We start from the raw sequence: 18,043 nt of genomic DNA, 5'->3' as shown, positions 1-18,043 counted from the left end.
CATCGGTCGTGGCAGGAACGGTCCCCAGGCAATGTTCACCGCGCATACCCCAGGCGCGTTCGTATCAATCTAGTCGTCCGGGCGGCCAATTGCCAGATGCTTTGCCATCCAGCCGCAATCGGTTTCGACCAGCGTCGCAACGCTAGCGCGCGCACCTTGCTGCCGGGTGAACGCGCGGGCTCAGCGGATCAGCGCGGCGATGTCGATCGGCCGGCCGCCGCGGCGCAGCTCCACCGTGATGCGGGGACGCACGTCTGCCGCACGGCCGATCGGGTCACCCTGCGCGATCCGCTCGCCGACCTTGAGGTTGGTGCGCGCCAGGCCGGTGATCAGGCTGGTCCAGCCGCCGACATGCTCGATGATGACAATCCGGCCAAAGCCGCGATAGGGACCGGCAAAGCCGATGCGGCCATCGGCGGGCGCGATCAGCTGCGCACCGGGGCGGGGGGCGAGCGTCAGCCCGCGCGAACGCACGCCGGTCGCGGAGACCTCGCCGAAACCCGCAACGATGGCGCCGGGCGTCGGCAGCCGATAGGCGGGGCGGGCCGAGCGGGCGGGCAGGGTCACATTCTCGATCACCTGCGAGGCTTCCGGGCGGGGCGGGCGCAGCACCGGGCCGTCAAGCGCGGCGAGCTGCTGGCGCAAGGTGCCGCTCGCCTCGATCGTTCCCACCAGCGCGTCGAGATCGCGCGCCCGTTCGCTGAGGCCGAGCGCGCGCTCCTCTTCCAGCCGCGACGTGCTGGCGAGGTCGCGCGAACGGGTGCGCGAGCGCGCCTCCAGCCGGGCAAGAGCGGCGCGGCGCAGCGCCAGCTCCTTGCGCCCTTCGCGCTGCAGCCGCGCTGCACGCTGCGCCTGCCGCGCCAGATCGCGCGACCGGGCGATGTCCTTGCGCAGCACGGCGGTCTCGGCCTCGACACGCGGGATGGTGGTGGCGAGCACCGCGCGCACGCGCACCATGTCGTCGATCGATCCGGGCTGGACCAACGCCAGCATCGTCGGCCGCCGCGCCATCGACTGCAGCGCCGCGGTCAGCCGGGCGAGCGGCTGCTGGCGCTTGACCAGCCGCGCCTTTTGCGCGCGCTGCAGCGTCGCGATGATCTTCACCCGCGCCTCGGCGGCGGCGATATCGGCCTCGGCCTCCTGTACGCGCGAGGCCAGCACGCGCGCCTGCGCCCGCGCCTTGTCGGCCTCTTGCGTGGCGCTGAGCGCCTGACGTTCGAGCGTGTCGCTGCGCTTGGCGGCAGCGCGGGCATCGATGAGCGCGCGGGTGAGTGCGGCGCGTTCCTGATCGAGCAGGTTGACTGCCCGGGCAGGCGCGGCGGCGCTGCCGGGCAGCGCGGTGGTTGCCGCCAGACCCGCGATCAGTGCCAGCATCAGGGGAAAGCGCCGCACAGCCCTAGCCTTCGCGATGATAGGGATGGCCGGCCAGGATGCTGGTGGCCCGGTAGAGCTGTTCGGCGAGCATCGCGCGCGCCAGCATGTGTGGCCAGGTGGCCTTGCCGAATGCGATCAGCAGATCGGCATTGGCGCGCTCGGCATCGTCAAACCCGTCGGCCGCACCGATCAGGAACCGCGTTTCGCGCACCCCGTCGTCGCGCCAGCGTTCGAGCGCCTGCGCGATCTCGATCGATGTCAGCTGCTTGCCAAGTTCATCGAGCATCACCGTGCGGCTGCCCTGCGGCGCGGGCGGCACGGTGCCGCCGCGATCGGGCAGTTCGGTGATCACCAGCGGCCACTGGATGCGCTTGACATAGCGCTGCACCAGCTCGGCCTCGGGCGACCGGCCGATCTTGCCGCGGGCAATGACATGCAGGCGCATCGGCTCTGGTCCTTGCAGGCCTCTGGGGCCGGATCAGGCGTTGGCAGCCTCGGGCGTGTCGCCGAAGGCCCACATGCGTTCCAGATTATAGAACGTCCGCACTTCGGGCCGGAACAGGTGGACGATGACATCGCCGGCGTCGATCAGCACCCAGTCGGCGTTGGTCAGGCCCTCGATGCGCGCGCTGCCGCCCGACTGCTTGATCTTCTCGGCCAGCTTCTGCGCCATCGACGCAACCTGGCGGGTCGAACGGCCCGATGCGATCACCATGAAATCGGCGATGTTGCTCTTGCCGGCGAGCGGGATGGAGATCACCTCCTGCGCCTGGTCGTCGTCGAGCGATTGCAACACCATGGCGTGCAGTTCGGTGGCTTCTGCCAGCTGGCTTTCAGCGGTCCGCGGGGCAGCGCCGCCGGGCAGGGGCTGAGCCTGGGGCTGGGCTTGGGAAAGATCGGTCAATGGAGCTCCTTGCAGATATTGGCTTGAGAAAACTGCGCGGGCCGCAAGCGGTGCGGCGGCGCGCTGAACATAATGGGCGGGTTGGAAGGCATGTCCCGAAGGACGGACGGAATGGCTGGCCAGAGTGTCACGCAAGAACCTGCCGGGTGACTGCATCGCGCACGATCATATCGGCGTAATCCAGAAACCAGTCGGGATCGCCCCTGCGCAAGGCAGTGGCAGATCGCGGATCAGGACGAAAGCGCAGCTGCACAAGCGCCGGCATACTCCATCGTGTCCAGTCACTCGCCTGGCTTCGGGGACGGACACGATGCCCGAACCAGGCCATTGCGGGGCCCGAAATGGCAGCCTCATCATATCCCGGGCGAGCGATGACTGCAATCGGCATTTGCCGCGCTATGTCCCGCCACCGGTGCCAATGGTGGAAACCCGCCAGATTGTCGGCTCCCATCAACCAGATGAACGACCGCTTGGGGAAGCGTTTGCGCAAGGCAGCGAGCGTATCGACGGTGTAGCGCGTGCCCAGTTGCGACTCGATGGCGGTCGCGCGAATCCGGCTGCGCCGCGCCATGCGCTTGGCCGAGATCAGCCGCGCCTTGAGCGGCGCCATGTCGCGTGCGCCTGCTTTCAGTGGATTGCCGGGGCTGACCATCCACCAGATCTCGTCAAGCCCCAGCGCCTCCATCGCGAACAGGCTGATCGCGCGATGGCCGCGATGCGCGGGGTTGAACGATCCCCCCATCAGCCCAGTGCGCACAGGTCGCCCGCTCATGGCTCGATGCCCCAGTCCTGGCGCTCGTGATAGACGCGCAGGATGTGAATGGCATCGTCTACCGGTTGATAGATTAGAATATACGGTGTCCTCTTAATTGGCCATTTGCGCCTGCCGTCATCGCCAACGAGCGAACCTGCAAACGGCCAGTCCAGCAGGAAGCGGGCGGATCGGACAGATGATATCGCCACCCTGTCTGCAAAGTCAGGATCTTCATCGTAAAGCTGGTCATCTATAGCGGCGAGGTCCGCCTGCGCTGTGGGGGACCAGATCAGTCGTTTCATTCAGCAGCTTGCCGCACGGCCTGACGATCGCGGACCCGCCGTTCCACCCACTCTTCCATCTCTTCCTGCGTCAGATACCGTCCGGCGGCGATGTCGTCCTCGCCCTCCTTCACGAAATCCATGAAGGCGGTTTCCGCGCGGGCCATCTTCTCGATCGCGCGCGCGGCGAGCCAGCTGCGGCTGCGGCCCTGCGCCTTGGCGACGCGGTCGACCAGTTCCATGACTTCGGGATCGATGCGGGCAGTGATGACCTGGGACTTGCTCATGGGTCATGTATACATTGTATACATGACCCGCGCAACCGGCGCGGAGCCGACGGTTCAGGCGCGGATCTGGCCCTCGCCGTCGACCAGCCACTTGTAGGTGGTCAGCCCCTCGAGCGCGACCGGGCCGCGCGCGTGCAGTCGTCCGGTGGCGATGCCGATCTCTGCGCCCAGCCCGAATTCGCCGCCATCGGCAAACTGGCTCGACGCGTTGACCATCACGATCGCGCTGTCGACCTCGGTCTGGAAGCGCGCGGCTGCGGCGGTATCGGCGGTGATGATGACGTCGGTATGGCCCGAGCTGTGCCGCGCGATATGCTCGAGCGCGCCGTCGAGGCCGTCGACAAAGCCGACCGTGGCGATGGCATCAAGATATTCGGTGTCCCAGTCGTCCGCGTTCGCCGAGACCGCGCGCGGTTCGAGCTCGAGCGCCATGTCGTCGCCGCGCAGTTCGCACCCGGCATCGGCGAGCGCAGCGATCAATTGCTGGGCCTGGGGGTAGTCGCGGTCGATCAGCAGCGTTTCCATCGCGCCGCAGATGCCCGTGCGGCGCAGCTTGGCGTTTACCACGATCGCCTCCGCCATCGCAGGATCGGCGGCGGCGTGGACGAAGCTGTGGCAGATGCCGTCGAGATGCGCGAGCACGGGGACTCGTGCATCGGCCTGAACGCGCGCGACCAGCGACTTGCCGCCGCGCGGGATGATGAGGTCAATGCCGCCGCTGGCCGCCAGCATCGCACCCACGGCCTCGCGGTCCTGCGTCGGCACCAGTTGCACCGCGTCCGGGTCCATCCCGGCAGTCGCAAGTCCGCGCGCCAGGCTGGCGTGCAGCGCGCGGTTCGAATGCTGCGCCTCGCTGCCGCCGCGCAGGATCACCGCATTGCCCGAGCGGACGCAAAGGGCGGCGGCATCGACGGTCACATTCGGACGGCTTTCATAGATGATGCCGATCACGCCGATGGGCACGCGTACCCGGCGCAGCACCATGCCGGCGGGTGCGGTGCGGCGATCGACCTCTTCGCCGACGGGGTCGGGCAAGGCCGCCACCGCCTCGACGCTCGCGGCGATGGCTTCGAGCCGGCCGGCATCGAGCCGCAGCCGATCGAGCATCGCACCCGACAGGCCACGCGCTTCACCCGCCGCGACATCGCGCGCGTTGGCAGCCAGGATTGTCTCGGCATCCTCGCGCAGGGCCGCTGCCGCTGCGCAGAGCGCGCGCGCCTTGGCGGCATCATCCAATCGCTTGAGATGGTGCGAGGCCCGCCGCGCTGCCAGGCAGCACTGCGCAATCACATCGGCAGGCGAGGCAGCGGCCGGTGCAGCCGACGACAGAAGGAGCGTCTGGTTCATGCGCCCGCCCATATCAGCGCAGGGCAGCGCTTCCAACCCGCGACTCGGCTTCGGGCCGATATAGGATAAAAACGACTCGCAACCGTTTGCGGACGGGTTCTGCCCGGCCAAAAGCGCATTTTGGCACTCGGAATGTCGCAATAATTGCGGAAAATTCACTTCAAGCTGCGGCTCATCGCACGACTCGTTCGACTCGTGGCAAAGCCCGGCGAGTCGATTCGCCAAGCGGGAAACGCTTTGCTAGCCGCCCGTCGGGGTTAATTTTAGGGTCTAACGGGTCGTGCACAATTTAACTGTGCGCAAGCGTGCTACGGACGCGCTTGCGCAATGGTTCCCTGATCGCGAATTTTTCATGCGATCACAGGGACAGATCAAATTCGTGAAAGTGTCGTCGCGTCTGCAGATGACAATTGCCGGTGCCGTCGCCGCAGCTCTGCTGCTGTGGTTGGTCGTCACCCTGGCGATGCTGGCCAGCCAATACAGCATCAGCGCAGAGCGCCTCGCGCTGGTGCGCAAGCAGGCAGAGGTCGAAAGCTCGGCCAGCCGGGTGAAGGCGTATCGCTCCTCGGTCAATGATGTCGCTGCCGATCTGGAAAAGCGCCAGGCATTCCTTGAAGATATCGTCACCAGCTATATCGGCGAACAGGCCGCCAGCGATGATGCCAGCGCCGTCGTTGGAGCAAACCAGGTCGGCGCCGCCGCAAAGGGCAGCAGCGACGAAGCCGCGCAGACCGCGCGCAAGATCAGCGCGATGGTGCCCGAAGCCGCAGGCCTCGCCCGGATGGAAGCCCGCCAGATCGCCTTTGTCGAGACGCTGACCCGCGCCGCTGCGGTCCGCGCCAGCAACGCCGAGAGCGCGATCCGCAAGTTCGGCCTCAACCCCGACAGCGTCGCGCGCGCCAGCGCATCGGCCCAGGGTGGTCCGTTCATTCCGTTCAAGGGTTCGCGCAATGCGCGGCTCGACCCGCGCTTTACCGCGCTGGGGCAGACGCTCGCGCGGATGGACGCGCTGGAGCGTGGCCTGGTCGCCATTCCTTCGGGCGCCCCGGCGCTCGCGCCTGCCATCACCAGCGGCTTTGGCTATCGTCGTGACCCGTTCACCGGCGCTGCCGCGCTGCACAGCGGCATCGATTTCAAGGGCGCGCACGGATCGGCGATCCTCGCCGCCGCGCAGGGCAAGGTCGTGTTTGCCGGCGTGAAATCGGGCTATGGCAATTGCGTCGAAGTGGCGCACGGCAATGGCCTGGTCACGCGCTATGCGCACCTGTCGTCGATCGGCGTGCGTCCCGGCCAGAAGGTCGACAAGGGCGAGCGGCTGGGCGGCATGGGCAGCACCGGCCGGTCGACCGGCACGCACCTGCACTTCGAGGTGCGCCACAACGACCGCGCGATGAACCCCCGTCCGTTCCTGGAGGCCAACAGAGATGTTCTCAAGATCCAAGCCGTCGCCGAACAGCGGACCGACGACACCGCCCGCTAACGCCCGTTCCTCCAGGTCAGGATCCAACATGGTCGGCAATTCCACCTTCTCGGTCATCGGCGGCGATGTCGTGATCACCGGCAATATCTCGGCCAAGGTCGATCTGCATGTCGATGGCCGGGTGGAAGGCGACATCGCCTGCGCGTCGCTGGTGCAGGGGGAATCGAGCGCGATCCACGGCGCGATCGTCGCAGAATCGGCGCGGCTTTCGGGCACGGTGATCGGTTCGGTCGATGCGCGCGAGCTCGTCATCACCGCCAGCGCGCAGGTGACCGGCGACATCAGCTACGAGACGATCACCATCGAGCAGGGCGGGCATGTCGATGGCCAGTTCCGCCACAAGAGCAAGGTGATCGCCGGCGCGCCGACCCAGATCACAGGCGAGGACCGCCCGGCGCTGATGCTCTCGGGCAACTGATTGCCGGGGCTGGCGCCCCGCAAAAGCCGCTTTGCAGTTGCGCGTCGTGCGCGTAATCATGGCGGCCATGATCAAGACATTCCCGCTTCGCCCCGCGCCCGCCTTGCTGGCGCTCGTTCTGCTGTGTGCCTGTCAGCCCGCAGCAGAGAAACGGGGCGAGGGCGATGCAGAGGCACAGGCCGATCCGCATGCGAGGCTCGAGCTTCCGCCGGGCCATCCCGCAGTCGATCTGTCGGGCGAGGGCGTCGCTGCCGAGGGCGGGGCTTCGGGCCATCCGCCGGTGGTCAGCCTGGATGGCGAAGGCCTGCGGCTGGTCGATCCCAGGAGCGGCGCGACCCGGCCGTTGGGCTTTGGCGTGCCCGAAGACCAGCTCAAGCTGGTCGCCGAAAAGCTGAAAGGTCGCGCCGAGACCGGCCGCGCCGAGGAATGCGGCGCAGGGCCGCTCAGCTATCTGCGCTGGGATGATGGTCTGACGCTGTATTCGCTCGACGGGCTGTTTGCGGGCTGGTCGCTCGACGAGACCGGCGCGCCCGCCGCCGCCCCGGCCAAGGGCAAGTCCGCGCCCAAGCTCACCACGATCAGCGGTATCGGCATCGGATCGACCCGCGCGCAGCTGCTTGATGTCTATGACGCCAAGATCGAGCAGACGACGCTCGGCACCGAGTTCAACGCCGCGGGGCTTTCGGGCATTCTGGATGGCACCGGCGGCAAGGCGCGCGTGACCAACCTGTGGTCGGGCGTGAACTGCGTCTTCCGCTGAGCGTATGACCTCGCGCTTTATCCCGGTGACGCCGGGCGAGATTGCGACGGTGGTGACGCATCTGGAGATGCGCGCGCGGCCGCGCCCGCGTCCGCTCAAGCCCTCGCCGCTGCGGCTCAAGCGCTGGAGCGCGCCGGGAATCGACAAGTACCGGTTGCTGTATCGGCGGGTGGGCGAACCCTGGCTGTGGTTCTCGCGGCTGGTGATGGCGGACGATGCGCTGGCGGCGATCCTGACCGATGATGCGGTGGAGATCTTTGCGGTGCTCGATCCGCAGGGGATCGAGGTGGGGCTGCTCGAACTCGATTTCCGCGCGCCCGGCCAGTGCGAGATCGCATTCTTCGGGCTGATCCCGCAGCTTACCGGGCAGGGCCTGGGCGGCTGGCTGATGGGCCAGGCTTTGGGCCTCGCCTGGCGCGGCGGCGTGCAACGCGTCTGGGTGCACACCTGCACGCTCGACGATCCGCGCGCGCTTGGATTCTATATCGCGCAGGGGTTCACGCCGACGGGCCGCGAGATCGAGCTGCTGCCCGACCCCAGGCTCACCGGCGTGATCCCGAGAGACTGCGCCCCGCATGTGCCGCTGATCGGCTGATCTTCTTTCCGCCCGCGTGCGAAAGGGGGCCGACAGATCTTGCTTCTCCCTTGATGGGAGAGGCAGCGAGACTTGGCAGCTTGCTGCCTAGTCGCAGCGGTGAGGGTGATGGTGCGGCCGGGTGCTGACAGCGCAAAGGCTAGCCGCCGTCCAATCCGGAGAGATCACCCCCACCCAACCCTCCCCCATCGAGGGGGAGGGCTTTTGGCGGTTGATTGCCCCGCCGGAACGCCCCGGCCATGCTGCGGGTAGTATGCGGCAGACGTAACCTTGAGCATAAGGACCCGCCGCATGGCCGCCAGCCCCGACAAGACCCCCGATAACATCAAAGACTCAGACGCCATGGACAACCAGGAGCAGCGCGACGAGGGCCAGGCCAACGACGTCGCCGACGATGCGCTGAATCGCCAGGACGATCCCAGCGAAGACAGCGAGAAGGTCGCCACCAGCGGCGTCTCGGTCGTGCCCGAGGACGAGCAGGACCTGGTCGATCACATGAACCAGATGGTCAGCTCCGGCCAGATCGACAACAGCGCGTTCGACGGCGAACGCAACGATGACGACGAGGAAGACAGCCTCGACTGATCGCGCCAATTCTCCCCCCGGCGATCTGGGGGAGGCAGAGCGGGATGGCGCCAGCGATCGGGGTGGGCGCGATCTCACGCCTCTCCCTTGATGGGAGAGGCAGCGAGACTTGGTGGCTTGCCACCTAGTCGCAGCGGTGAGGGTGACGGTGCGCCTGGATGCCGATGGCGCGTCGAACAATCCAAAGGTTGATCCGGAGAGTTCACCCCCACCCAACCCTCCCCCATCGAGGGGGAGGGCTTGAGGCCCGGTCAGCCTGAGCCAAGGCCCCGCGCGCACATCAGCGATGCCGTTGGATTTCCGCACACAGCTCCACGCCACGCAGCAGGAGAGCGCAAGGTGGCGGGCCGGGGCGATCCGGCGGGGCCGGATGGCGGGCGGCGGTGTGCAGCGGATGATTGGGTCAAAGCCTCAGTCCGCCAAGGGCCGGTTGCGCCTTTCCATCTGGTGCTTGCGGTGGCCCCCGGCGCGATGCCGGTTTGCGCGGTGAGGAAGGCGTCTTGACCCGCGCGGCTGACCGTCTGCCTGCCTGGTTCGGCTCCCGACGGATCCCGGCTCTCGCGAAAGCCCCCCGCCAACCCCAACCCGCCACCCCCGGTAAAACGGAGGCCTGTGCCGTGCATCCGTACCGGGCAGATTGGTACGGCGGCGGGGTGGTTTCTTAACCTATTTGGCTAAAGTTGTCAAGTTTGGCGATTTGTGCGCCAAGCGCCTGCTGGCGGATGAACACATTTTTCCGGCTAAGCGTCAACCAGAGCGCCGTACTTTTCAATAATACGTACAATAATTTGGCGAATGCGATCGTATTTTAATTGAAAAAACTCCCGTTTTATATTTACGCGATGGGCCTTTAGGGCATCATGTATTTCTGATTCAATTAATCGCGGTTCTTTAACTTTCCAATTCTCCATGACTCCAAATATATCGGGTTGCCCACTAGTTCCGCTTAACTGCGATGCGCGCGCATCAACATCTACCGTAGTATACCCAATTTTGTAAACGTCACGAGGGTGGGTCGCGTTTCTCAACACATAAATCCAGCCTAAATTTTCAGACGAAAGCGGCTCAATGATCGATCCGGTCTCGAAAGGAGAAACATGACCGCAGGTTTCTGTTTCAATCCAAGATTTTTGGTGATTGACCCAAGACTTGCCTTGGACAGGATTGCCCGATTTGTCTGCGCCTGTCTGTCCAAATTCTAAAGTTCGCCAGTAACCACTCGTTTCAATCTTTAAATTGGATGGCGAAATTTCTCGAGATGCACCGGGATCACCTCCTAGATCATAAAGTGTCGTGACAGTAACATATCGGGGAGCTTCTTTGATTGACAGTTGAGAGGCGCACTTTGCATCTGTCCCTTTTGGTTCAAGCCGTAGCTTGGTAGGATGACGCTCAAGTCCTACATCGTCACCATCCATAAGGGAAAGGCAACTTGGTACCGCAAACAAAAGCTCAAAAAGAGGATTGTATTCTTCAATTTTCTTTATCATATTTTCTATGAAATCGTCTGGAATGTCGGCGTGTTTATAAATATAATCCATTTCGTTTGGGTCATCGCTGAAAACATTAAAAGTATCCTTTAATTCTTCAAGCGCCATGCGAGATTGGACCGTGCCGGCATCAATATCCACTCGCGCTAAAAGAATTATTGGTTGATATCCATCGTCTCCAAAGAGTGGCTGATCTCCATGATCAGCATTTTCTACAAAATCTTTTAAAATAACTTATCAGGGTTCAGATACTTCGGATCTACTGAATCACGTTTTTTTACCGGATTTGGATTTTCCCGGCCAAATATACCCATTAATGAAACCTCATTACCTTCGCGACAACATGCGACGCCACAAAATACAAAATTATCACTGCCTGGGACTTTAAACGCAGCATGTCCACCGAGCATGTTTATTTCGTATATGGTCAACTCTTCCATATCTGACGATGCAAATTTTAAAGAAGTGTCGGATTTGGGATCAGTAATGTGATCCAACATCTTATTAAAAGAAAGAATATTTTCATACTGTGGTAGGAGCTTTAATATAAATGCATCTTCCGCAGGCTCCAAGAATGATCCAACGATATTGAATGAGGAGGGCATGTGCATCCCTTCCCCTTGAAAAAGTCGGCCGTTGTACTCTGAAATAAAGTGTCGTAGATAACGATCGACATATAAATCGGATCCCCCAGAACGCTGAACTGCAGCCAATGCAGCGCCCCGTTTCGTGAACTCCTTTATTTTTCGACGGTCTTGTGCATTGAGCGTTTGTTTTTGAATGGCATCATAAAGCGTCCGTCTGTTTGGTGAATCAGGTCGGATTTGAACGCTCATATTAAAGGCATTGATTCGCGCCGACCGTGCTTTGGCTCTTTCTGATTGATTGGTCATCTGGCTCCCCTGACACTCCAGATCTTCGTTGCAAATTCGATGGTTTGTCAATCTACAGCATTTGCATATGTTTAGCTGTGTCGGCTAGGCAACTTTCGGGCGTTGATGATCTGCCCCCCCTCAAATCAACTCATCCTCATCCAGCAGCCGGTCGTTCAGCAGCGCCTCGGTAATCTGATCCACCCGCTCCTCGACATCGCCGAAGCGCAGCACCTCGGCGATGTGCACCAAGGCGTCGCCCTGGTTGACGACGGGCAGCACGGCGTGGCCGATGATGATGCCGTCGATGGGGGCGCGAAACTCTATCGCGTCGTCGCCGAAGATGCCCGCGACGCGGCCGATGACCTCGCCTTTCTTCACCGCGTCGCCCGACTTCTGCTGGAGCACGCACAGGCCTCCGCGCGGGGCGCGGACCCAGACGGCGCGGCGGGAGCGGGCAGGGATGGTGACCTGCGTCGCCTCGGGGTGCGGCTGGATCATGCCCAGATGCGCCATCACGTTGAGCACGCCGTTGACGCCGCAGCGCACCGACAGTTCGTCGAAGCGCAGCGCCTCGCCGGCCTCCATCAGCAGCATGTCCACCCCTTCGCCGCGCGCGATGTCGCGCAACGATCCGGGGCGCAGCGGGCTCTCGATCACCGCATGCGCACCGAACAGCATCGCGAGTTCGCGTAAGGTCTCGTTATCGGGGGCGATGCGGATCTGCGGCAGGTTGTAGCGATGGACCGCAGCGGAGTGGATATCGATGCCTAGCGAACAGTGGCAGATCACCTCTTTCAGGAACTTGTTGGCAAGCTGGCCCGCGAGCGAGCCCTTGGCGCTGCCGGGGAACGAGCGGTTGAGATCGCGCCGGTCAGGTAGATAGCGGCTGTGCGCCTGAAAGCCGAAGATGTTGACCACCGGCAGGAACAGCACGGTGCCCGCCATGGTCGCGGCATCGAGCTTGGCGAGCAGCCGCTGGATGACGGCGGTGCCGACGATCTCGTCGCCATGGATCGCGGCGGAGACGAAGATGCACGGGCCGGGCCTAGCGCCGTGGAGCACGCGGACATAGAGGCTGGCGGGCAGGCCGGTCGCGGTGTTGCTGACGGGAATCGCGATCGTCGCACTGGTCCCCGGATCGATCGTCACGCCCGCAAGCGTGAAGGGCAGGGCCGGCCCCGGCGGAGCGGAGGCGGGATCGCCGGAAAAGGGTACAGCAGGCGTGTCGTCGGTCATGAGGCCCCCCTTGGCCCCTGTTCGACTTGCGTTGTCTTGCGCGCGGGGCAGGGGAAGAGTATGATCTTGGCAACACGACACGCGCAATCCATAAATGTCGCGCAACTCGTCGGCTTTTGTCTTGTCCCGCGCTTGACAGTGTGGGCGACTCCGCTTATGCGCGGCATTCATTTTCATCGAGCGGCTTCAAATCAGGCCTACGCATCAACCCATGCGAAGGCCTGAATTTTGCGCTTTATGACCGTGAAGCGTTGAGATGGGGCTGCGGCGGGTGCCGCGCCCTGTGGAGCAGGAGAAGTATTAAGTGGCACGTATCGCCGGGGTCAACATCCCCACCAACAAGCGCGTTATCATCGCGCTGACCTACATCCATGGAATCGGGCGCACCAAGGCGCTGGAAATTGCCGACAAGCTGGGTATCGATCACACCCGTCGCGTTCAGGACCTGAGCGACGCGGAAGTGCTGCAGATCCGCGAAACCATCGATGCCGAACACACCGTGGAAGGTGACCTTCGTCGCCAGACCGCGATGAACATCAAGCGTCTGATGGACCTCGCCTGCTATCGCGGCCTGCGTCATCGCAAGGGCCTTCCGGTCCGTGGCCAGCGCACGCACACCAATGCGCGCACCCGCAAGGGCAAGGCCAAGCCGATCGCCGGCAAGAAGAAGTAAGGACGACGGGGCGCTAGCATGCGTCCCGCCCTTGTATTCTTTTTCAGCAATCCCTTTATTCCAGGATAACGAATTATGGCACGCGAACCGCAGAGGCTCAAAAAGCGCGAGCGCAAGAACATCTCGGCCGGCATTGCTCACGTCAATGCCAGCTTCAACAACACCATGATCACCATCACCGATGCCCAGGGCAATGCGATCAGCTGGTCGTCTGCCGGCATGATGGGCTTCAAGGGCAGCCGCAAGTCGACCCCGTATGCTGCGCAGGTTTGCGCAGAAGACGCGGGCCGCAAGGCCGCCGAACATGGCGTCCGCACGCTGGAAGTCGAAGTCAAGGGCCCGGGTTCGGGTCGTGAATCGGCTCTTCGTGCCCTGCAGGCGGTGGGCTTTACCATCACCTCGATCCGCGACGTGACGCCGATCCCCCATAACGGGGTTCGTCCGTCCAAGCGGCGTCGCGTCTGACACCCAGGCTGTTCACTACGGGGATGGCGGACGCGCCATTCCATGAAATTTCCGGCCGGGGCTCCCAAGCGCACTGTACACGCGTCGCCCTCGCCCAACACTCAGGGGAAGTCTATGACTGTCAACATCAAGAACTGGCAGGAACTGAAGAAGCCGAACGGTCTTGAGGTCAAGAGCGGCGGCGATCCCAAGCGCAAGGCAACCTTTGTTGCAGAACCGCTGGAGCGCGGCTTCGGCCTGACGCTCGGCAACGCCCTTCGCCGGGTGCTGCTGTCGTCGCTCCAGGGCGCAGCCATCACCTCGATCAAGATCGAGAACGCACTGCACGAGTTTTCCTCGCTCGCTGGCGTGCGTGAAGACGTGACCGACATCGTTCTCAACGTGAAGCAGATCGCGCTGAAGATGGAAGGCGAAGGCCCCAAGCGCCTCCAGCTTTCGGCCACCGGCCCCGCGCAGGTGAAGGCTGGCGACATCGCCGTGTCCGGCGATATCGAAGTGATGAACAAGGATCTCGTGATCTGTCATCTGGATGACGGCGCGACGCTGAACATCGAACTGACCTGCGACACCGGCAAGGGCTATGTCCCCGCCGTGGCCAACCGTCCGATCGATGCGCCGATCGGCCTGATCCCCGTCGACTCGCTGTTCTCGCCGATCCGTCAGGTGTCGTACAAGGTGGAAAACACCCGCGTCGGCCAGGAACTGGACTATGACCGTCTGTCGCTGACCATCGAAACCGATGGCACCGTGACCCCGGAAGATGCCGTCGCCTATTCGGCACGCATCCTTCAGGACCAGCTGCAGCTGTTCGTCCACTTCGAAGACAGCATGACCACCAGCACCCCGGGTGCGGTGAGCCAGACTGCTCCGGACGAGGGCGACGCCAACCAGATCAACCGTTACCTCCTCAAAAAGGTCGACGAACTGGAACTGTCGGTGCGTTCGGCCAACTGCCTGAAGAACGACAACATCATCTATATCGGCGATCTGGTCCAGAAGACCGAAGCCGAGATGCTGCGTACCCCGAACTTCGGCCGCAAGTCCTTGAACGAAATCAAGGAAGTGCTCTCCAGCATGGGTCTGCGCCTCGGCATGGACATCCCCGGCTGGCCGCCCGAGAACATCGAGGAAATGGCCAAGAAGCTCGAGCAGGAACTGCTGGGCTGACAACAAACCCCTCTCCCCTTCGAGGGAGAGGGTTGCGAAGACTTGGGCTGCATAGCCCTAGTCGTAGCTGGGTGAGGGGGCTGCAGCGGTTCTGGATCGCTCCCCCCTCTCCAAGTTTCGGTAGCGGGCAAGCCCGCAACCTTCACTTTCCTCCCCCTCCAGGGGGGAGGGGGTTTCAAGGCAAGACCCTGATTTGCCTGGACCGGGTTACCTGAAACGGACCCCTTACGAACGGAGTACTGAAAAATGCGTCACGGAGTAGGCAAGCGCAAGCTGCAGCGGACCAGCTCGCACCGTATCGCGATGCTGCGCAACATGGCAGCCTCGCTGATCAAGCACGAGCAGATCACCACCACTCTGCCCAAGGCTCGCGAACTGCGTCCTTATGTCGAAAAGCTGATCACGCTCGCCAAGCGCGGCGGTCTTTCGAACCGTCGTCTGGCGATGGCGCGCCTGATGGACGACGCCCAGCTGGTCAAGCTGTTCGATACGCTCGCACCGCGTTATGCCGACCGCGCCGGTGGCTACACCCGCGTGCTCAAGGCCGGTTTCCGCGCTTCGGACGCTGCGCCGATGGGCATCATCGAACTGGTCGACCGCGACACCAGCGCCAAGGGCAAGGATTCGGGCCCGGTGATGGTTGAGGAAGACGAGTACGAAGGCGCGTAACAGTATCATCCGATACCGGATTGCCAGACAGGCCGCGAATGTGCACATTCGCGGCCTGTTTTCGTTTGTCCAATCAACACATTTCCCCTTCACCACATAAAGGATCGCACATGCGCAACCGCGCCATTCTTGCCGCTTTGCTGGGAACCGTCGCCATGACCCTGTCTGCCCCCTCGATCGCTCAGGATGCGCCGATCGCCTATCCGGTCACCGAAACGGTCGACACGGTCGAAGAGCAGTTCGGCGTGAATGTGGAAGATCCCTATCGCTGGCTGGAAAACGACGTGCGGGTCGACCCCAAGGTCGCCGCCTGGGTCGAAGCGCAGAACAGGGTCACCGATGCGTTTCTGGAGACGCTGCCCGGCCGTGCCGCGCTCGCCGACCGGATGCGCGCGCTCTACAACTTTGCCCGTACCGGCGTGCCCTATGTATCGGGCGGCCGCTATTTCTTCACGCGCAACTCTGGCCTGCAGAACCAGGCGGTTCTCTATGTGAAGGACGGCAATGACGGGGCAGAGCGGGTGCTGATCGACCCCAATGCCTGGGCCAAGGACGGCGCGACCGCGCTGGATGCCTGGGTGCCCAGCGAGGACGGCACCAAGCTCATCTATTCGATCCAGGACGGCGGCAGCGACTGGCGCACCGTGCGCGTGCTCGATGTCGCGACCGGCAAGGTGCTGGAAGACGAGGTGAAATGGGTCAAGTTCTCGGCGCTCGAATGGGACAAGGCGGGCAAGGGCTTCTATTATTCGCGCTTCCCCGAGCCCGACAAGGCGGGCGAGTTCCAGTCGCTCAACACTAACCAGGAAGTGCGCTATCATGCGCTCGGCACGCCGCAGAGCGCCGACCCGCTGATCTACGCGACGCCGGATGAGCCGCAGCTCAACCACAGCGCAGAGGTGTCCGACGATGGCAGCTTCCTGCTCGTCACCTCGTCTTCGGGGACCGACGAGCGCTATCGCCTGACCATGATCGACGTGAAGGACCCGGCCAAGCGCCGCGTGCTGGTGCCTGAACTCAAGAACGACTGGCAGATGGCGGGGATGGCCGAGGGCCGCATCTATTTCGTCACCAACAAGGATGCGCCGCGGCTGAAGCTGGTCGCGATGCCGATCGATGGCGATGAAACCAAGGTGCAGACCGTGGTGCCCGAAGGCGAGGCGGTGATCGACGGCGCGTCGGTGCTCGGCGGCAAGCTGCTGGTTAACTATCTGCAGGACGCGCACGATGTCGTGAAACTGTTCGACCTGTCGGGCAAGCCGATGGGTGACCTGCCGCTGCCCGGCATCGGATCGGTCGGCGGCTTTAGGGGTGACCTGGATTCGAAGGAGACCTTCTTCTCCTATTCGAGCTTCAACCGCCCGACGACGATCTACCGCTATGACCTGACCTCGGGCGCGGTGACGCCCTGGGCTGAGCCCAAGCTGGCGTTCAACCCCGACGACTACAAGGTCGAGCAGCGGTTCTTTGCCAGCAAGGATGGCACCAAGGTGCCGATGTTCATCGTCCGCAAGAAGTCGGTCACCGGCCCCGCGCCGACGCTGCTTTATGGCTATGGCGGCTTCAATATCTCGCTCACCCCCGGTTTTTCGCCGACGCGGCTCGCCTGGCTGGAACAGGGCGGGGTGTTCGTTCAGGCAAACATTCGCGGCGGCGGCGAATATGGCAAGGCGTGGCACGATGCCGGGCGGCTCGCCAACAAGCAGAACGTGTTCGATGATTTCATCGCGGCGGGCGAGTTCCTGATCAAGGAAGGCGTGACCGGCAAGGACCATCTCGCCATCCAGGGCGGATCGAACGGCGGCCTGCTGGTCGGCGCGGTGGTCAACCAGCGGCCCGATCTATTTGCCGCAGCCAATGCCGCGGTGGGCGTGATGGACATGCTGCGCTTCGATCGCTTCACCGCGGGGCGCTATTGGGTCGATGATTATGGCTATCCCAACAAGGAAGCCGACTTCCGGACGCTGCTGACTTATTCGCCCTATCACACGATCCGCAAAGCCGATTATCCCGCGATCATGGTTTCTACCGCCGACACCGACGATCGCGTGGTGCCCGGCCACAGCTTCAAGTACACCGCCCGCCTGCAGGCGACCGAGGCCGGCGACAAGCCGCACCTGATCCGCATCGAAACGCGGGCAGGCCATGGATCGGGCAAGCCGACCGACAAGATCATCGAGGAATCCTCGGATATCTATGCGTTTCTCGCGCACTTCACGGGCCTCAAGATCATCGGCGAGTAAACGGACGGGACAGGGGGCTGGCATCGCGCCGTGCCCCCTGTGGCTGCATCGCGCGGTCAGTCTGGCGCAAGTGCGCCTCAGCCGTAGCGGTCCTGCGCATTGCGCCGCTGTGCCACCCGCCAGCCTGCGGCGGTGATGAACCTCTGGCGATAGGTCGAGCCCGAAACGGCTTCGCTGCGGATGTGCGCGTCTGCGGCATCGTCCGCTTGCGCGGCGCTTGCCTGCACGGCCCGCTCACCCGGTTCGGGCGGTTGCAGAAGATCGCGCGCGCCGGGTCGGCGTTCCCCGCGCTGAAGAGCGCGCGGTGTTTCGGTCGCATCGGCCGTCGTCTCGCGATGAGCCGCAATCTTGCATGGCTGGTGCATCTGCAGTCGCGCGACGTCCTTGCTGTCCCGGTTCACAGAATAATCGGACGGCAGGAAAGGTCGCCAGCCGTGCGC

At 63.4% G+C, this 18,043-nt stretch carries 21 protein-coding genes; 10 read left to right on the top strand and 11 right to left on the bottom strand.

Features of this window, described 5'->3' with window-relative positions; translation table 11 throughout:
- Positions 1–180: 180 nt before the first annotated feature.
- From LI72_RS07735 to LI72_RS07705, 7 genes are all read right to left on the bottom strand, one after another.
- On the bottom strand, positions 181–1,374 hold the full coding sequence (locus tag LI72_RS07735) for a murein hydrolase activator EnvC family protein (protein WP_033925132.1): 1,194 nt from the start codon (positions 1,372–1,374) through the stop codon (positions 181–183).
- Positions 1,375–1,396: 22 nt separating this feature from the next.
- A complete protein-coding gene (locus tag LI72_RS07730) occupies positions 1,397–1,819 on the bottom strand; it encodes a 23S rRNA (pseudouridine(1915)-N(3))-methyltransferase RlmH (RefSeq protein ID WP_033925131.1) in 423 nt (140 codons plus the stop codon).
- A gap of 33 nt (positions 1,820–1,852) precedes the next feature.
- Complete coding sequence (rsfS, locus tag LI72_RS07725) at positions 1,853–2,173, bottom strand: ribosome silencing factor (RefSeq protein ID WP_033925441.1); 321 nt, start codon at positions 2,171–2,173, stop codon at positions 1,853–1,855.
- A 232-nt stretch (positions 2,174–2,405) separates the two neighbouring features.
- Positions 2,406–3,050, bottom strand: a complete 645-nt coding sequence (locus tag LI72_RS07720; protein WP_033925130.1) for a nicotinate-nucleotide adenylyltransferase — start codon at positions 3,048–3,050, stop codon at positions 2,406–2,408.
- Complete coding sequence (locus LI72_RS07715; protein ID WP_033925129.1) at positions 3,047–3,334, bottom strand: type II toxin-antitoxin system RelE/ParE family toxin; 288 nt, start codon at positions 3,332–3,334, stop codon at positions 3,047–3,049. The genes LI72_RS07720 and LI72_RS07715 overlap by 4 nt, the downstream gene beginning before the upstream one ends.
- Positions 3,331–3,600: a CopG family ribbon-helix-helix protein gene (locus LI72_RS18990; protein ID WP_052129595.1), complete on the bottom strand. Its 270-nt coding sequence runs from the start codon at positions 3,598–3,600 to the stop codon at positions 3,331–3,333. The genes LI72_RS07715 and LI72_RS18990 overlap by 4 nt, the downstream gene beginning before the upstream one ends.
- 54 nt (positions 3,601–3,654) lie before the next feature.
- On the bottom strand, positions 3,655–4,947 hold the full coding sequence (locus LI72_RS07705; protein ID WP_052129653.1) for a glutamate-5-semialdehyde dehydrogenase: 1,293 nt from the start codon (positions 4,945–4,947) through the stop codon (positions 3,655–3,657).
- 280 nt (positions 4,948–5,227) lie between these two features.
- Here LI72_RS07705 and LI72_RS07700 point away from each other — a divergent pair, with 280 nt between their 5' ends.
- The 5 genes from LI72_RS07700 (at position 5,228) to LI72_RS07680 (ending at position 8,785) form a co-directional block, all read left to right on the top strand.
- Positions 5,228–6,427: a M23 family metallopeptidase gene (locus LI72_RS07700; RefSeq protein WP_033925128.1), complete on the top strand. Its 1,200-nt coding sequence runs from the start codon at positions 5,228–5,230 to the stop codon at positions 6,425–6,427.
- Positions 6,428–6,455: 28 nt separating this feature from the next.
- Positions 6,456–6,845, top strand: coding sequence for a bactofilin family protein (locus LI72_RS07695; RefSeq protein WP_197051842.1), 390 nt, complete (start codon positions 6,456–6,458; stop codon positions 6,843–6,845).
- Positions 6,846–6,912: 67 nt separating this feature from the next.
- Positions 6,913–7,605 (top strand): hypothetical protein, encoded by a 693-nt coding sequence (locus tag LI72_RS07690; RefSeq protein WP_156139524.1) that lies wholly within the window; start codon positions 6,913–6,915, stop codon positions 7,603–7,605.
- A 4-nt stretch (positions 7,606–7,609) separates the two neighbouring features.
- Positions 7,610–8,200 carry a GNAT family N-acetyltransferase gene (locus tag LI72_RS07685; protein WP_033925125.1) on the top strand — a complete coding sequence of 197 codons (591 nt, stop codon included), beginning with the start codon at positions 7,610–7,612 and terminating at the stop codon, positions 8,198–8,200.
- Between the two features lie 291 nt (positions 8,201–8,491).
- A complete protein-coding gene (locus LI72_RS07680) occupies positions 8,492–8,785 on the top strand; it encodes a hypothetical protein (protein ID WP_033925124.1) in 294 nt (97 codons plus the stop codon).
- Positions 8,786–9,525: 740 nt separating this feature from the next.
- On the opposite strand, the gene LI72_RS19525 is transcribed toward LI72_RS07680, so the two are convergent.
- From LI72_RS19525 to LI72_RS07670, 3 genes are all read right to left on the bottom strand, one after another.
- Positions 9,526–10,383, bottom strand: coding sequence for a GIY-YIG nuclease family protein (locus LI72_RS19525; RefSeq protein WP_081984702.1), 858 nt, complete (start codon positions 10,381–10,383; stop codon positions 9,526–9,528).
- Between the two features lie 116 nt (positions 10,384–10,499).
- Positions 10,500–11,168: a hypothetical protein gene (locus tag LI72_RS20000; protein ID WP_156139523.1), complete on the bottom strand. Its 669-nt coding sequence runs from the start codon at positions 11,166–11,168 to the stop codon at positions 10,500–10,502.
- Positions 11,169–11,288: 120 nt separating this feature from the next.
- Complete coding sequence (locus tag LI72_RS07670; protein ID WP_052129593.1) at positions 11,289–12,386, bottom strand: succinylglutamate desuccinylase/aspartoacylase family protein; 1,098 nt, start codon at positions 12,384–12,386, stop codon at positions 11,289–11,291.
- Between the two features lie 304 nt (positions 12,387–12,690).
- Between LI72_RS07670 and rpsM the strand changes: the two genes are divergently transcribed.
- The 5 genes from rpsM to LI72_RS07645 all read left to right on the top strand — a co-directional run bounded on the left by rpsM (position 12,691) and on the right by LI72_RS07645 (position 17,603).
- The gene (gene rpsM, locus LI72_RS07665; RefSeq protein WP_033925122.1) at positions 12,691–13,059 is read left to right on the top strand and encodes a 30S ribosomal protein S13; all 369 of its coding nucleotides are present in this window, start codon (positions 12,691–12,693) and stop codon (positions 13,057–13,059) included.
- A gap of 75 nt (positions 13,060–13,134) precedes the next feature.
- Positions 13,135–13,524: a 30S ribosomal protein S11 gene (gene rpsK / locus LI72_RS07660; protein ID WP_023836212.1), complete on the top strand. Its 390-nt coding sequence runs from the start codon at positions 13,135–13,137 to the stop codon at positions 13,522–13,524.
- Between the two features lie 114 nt (positions 13,525–13,638).
- A complete protein-coding gene (locus LI72_RS07655) occupies positions 13,639–14,691 on the top strand; it encodes a DNA-directed RNA polymerase subunit alpha (protein ID WP_033925121.1) in 1,053 nt (350 codons plus the stop codon).
- Between the two features lie 246 nt (positions 14,692–14,937).
- Positions 14,938–15,360: a 50S ribosomal protein L17 gene (gene rplQ / locus LI72_RS07650; protein ID WP_033925120.1), complete on the top strand. Its 423-nt coding sequence runs from the start codon at positions 14,938–14,940 to the stop codon at positions 15,358–15,360.
- A 110-nt stretch (positions 15,361–15,470) separates the two neighbouring features.
- Positions 15,471–17,603: a prolyl oligopeptidase family serine peptidase gene (locus tag LI72_RS07645; protein WP_052129592.1), complete on the top strand. Its 2,133-nt coding sequence runs from the start codon at positions 15,471–15,473 to the stop codon at positions 17,601–17,603.
- Between the two features lie 77 nt (positions 17,604–17,680).
- Here the strand turns inward: LI72_RS07645 and LI72_RS07640 are convergent, their stop codons facing one another.
- Entirely contained in the window at positions 17,681–18,004 is a 324-nt protein-coding gene (locus tag LI72_RS07640; RefSeq protein WP_231562396.1) for a hypothetical protein, read from the bottom strand.
- Positions 18,005–18,043 lie beyond the last annotated feature (39 nt).

This window comes from Sphingomonas sp. 35-24ZXX (assembly GCF_000786215.1).
Classification (GTDB): domain Bacteria; phylum Pseudomonadota; class Alphaproteobacteria; order Sphingomonadales; family Sphingomonadaceae; genus Blastomonas.
Note: the sequence above shows the minus strand (reverse complement) of the source record. Positions and strands in the feature narration are given on the sequence as shown.

Bases quoted from the DNA above. Each gene is read 5' to 3' on its own strand.
- rplQ (WP_033925120.1), top strand. From the start codon at position 14,938: ATGCGTCACGGAGTAGGCAAGCGCAAGCTGCAGCGGACCAGCTCGCAC.
- LI72_RS07730 (WP_033925131.1), bottom strand. From the start codon at position 1,819: ATGCGCCTGCATGTCATTGCCCGCGGCAAGATCGGCCGGTCGCCCGAG.
- LI72_RS07685 (WP_033925125.1), top strand. From the start codon at position 7,610: ATGACCTCGCGCTTTATCCCGGTGACGCCGGGCGAGATTGCGACGGTG.
- LI72_RS19525 (WP_081984702.1), bottom strand. From the start codon at position 10,383: ATGGCGCTTGAAGAATTAAAGGATACTTTTAATGTTTTCAGCGATGAC.
- LI72_RS07690 (WP_156139524.1), top strand. From the start codon at position 6,913: ATGATCAAGACATTCCCGCTTCGCCCCGCGCCCGCCTTGCTGGCGCTC.
- rsfS (WP_033925441.1), bottom strand. From the start codon at position 2,173: ATGGTGTTGCAATCGCTCGACGACGACCAGGCGCAGGAGGTGATCTCC.
- LI72_RS07670 (WP_052129593.1), bottom strand. From the start codon at position 12,386: ATGACCGACGACACGCCTGCTGTACCCTTTTCCGGCGATCCCGCCTCC.
- LI72_RS07680 (WP_033925124.1), top strand. From the start codon at position 8,492: ATGGCCGCCAGCCCCGACAAGACCCCCGATAACATCAAAGACTCAGAC.
- LI72_RS07645 (WP_052129592.1), top strand. From the start codon at position 15,471: ATGCGCAACCGCGCCATTCTTGCCGCTTTGCTGGGAACCGTCGCCATG.
- LI72_RS07655 (WP_033925121.1), top strand. From the start codon at position 13,639: ATGACTGTCAACATCAAGAACTGGCAGGAACTGAAGAAGCCGAACGGT.
- LI72_RS07715 (WP_033925129.1), bottom strand. From the start codon at position 3,334: ATGAAACGACTGATCTGGTCCCCCACAGCGCAGGCGGACCTCGCCGCT.
- LI72_RS07720 (WP_033925130.1), bottom strand. From the start codon at position 3,050: ATGAGCGGGCGACCTGTGCGCACTGGGCTGATGGGGGGATCGTTCAAC.
- LI72_RS07695 (WP_197051842.1), top strand. From the start codon at position 6,456: ATGGTCGGCAATTCCACCTTCTCGGTCATCGGCGGCGATGTCGTGATC.
- LI72_RS18990 (WP_052129595.1), bottom strand. From the start codon at position 3,600: ATGAGCAAGTCCCAGGTCATCACTGCCCGCATCGATCCCGAAGTCATG.
- LI72_RS07705 (WP_052129653.1), bottom strand. From the start codon at position 4,947: ATGAACCAGACGCTCCTTCTGTCGTCGGCTGCACCGGCCGCTGCCTCG.
- rpsK (WP_023836212.1), top strand. From the start codon at position 13,135: ATGGCACGCGAACCGCAGAGGCTCAAAAAGCGCGAGCGCAAGAACATC.
- LI72_RS20000 (WP_156139523.1), bottom strand. From the start codon at position 11,168: ATGACCAATCAATCAGAAAGAGCCAAAGCACGGTCGGCGCGAATCAAT.
- LI72_RS07735 (WP_033925132.1), bottom strand. From the start codon at position 1,374: ATGCTGGCACTGATCGCGGGTCTGGCGGCAACCACCGCGCTGCCCGGC.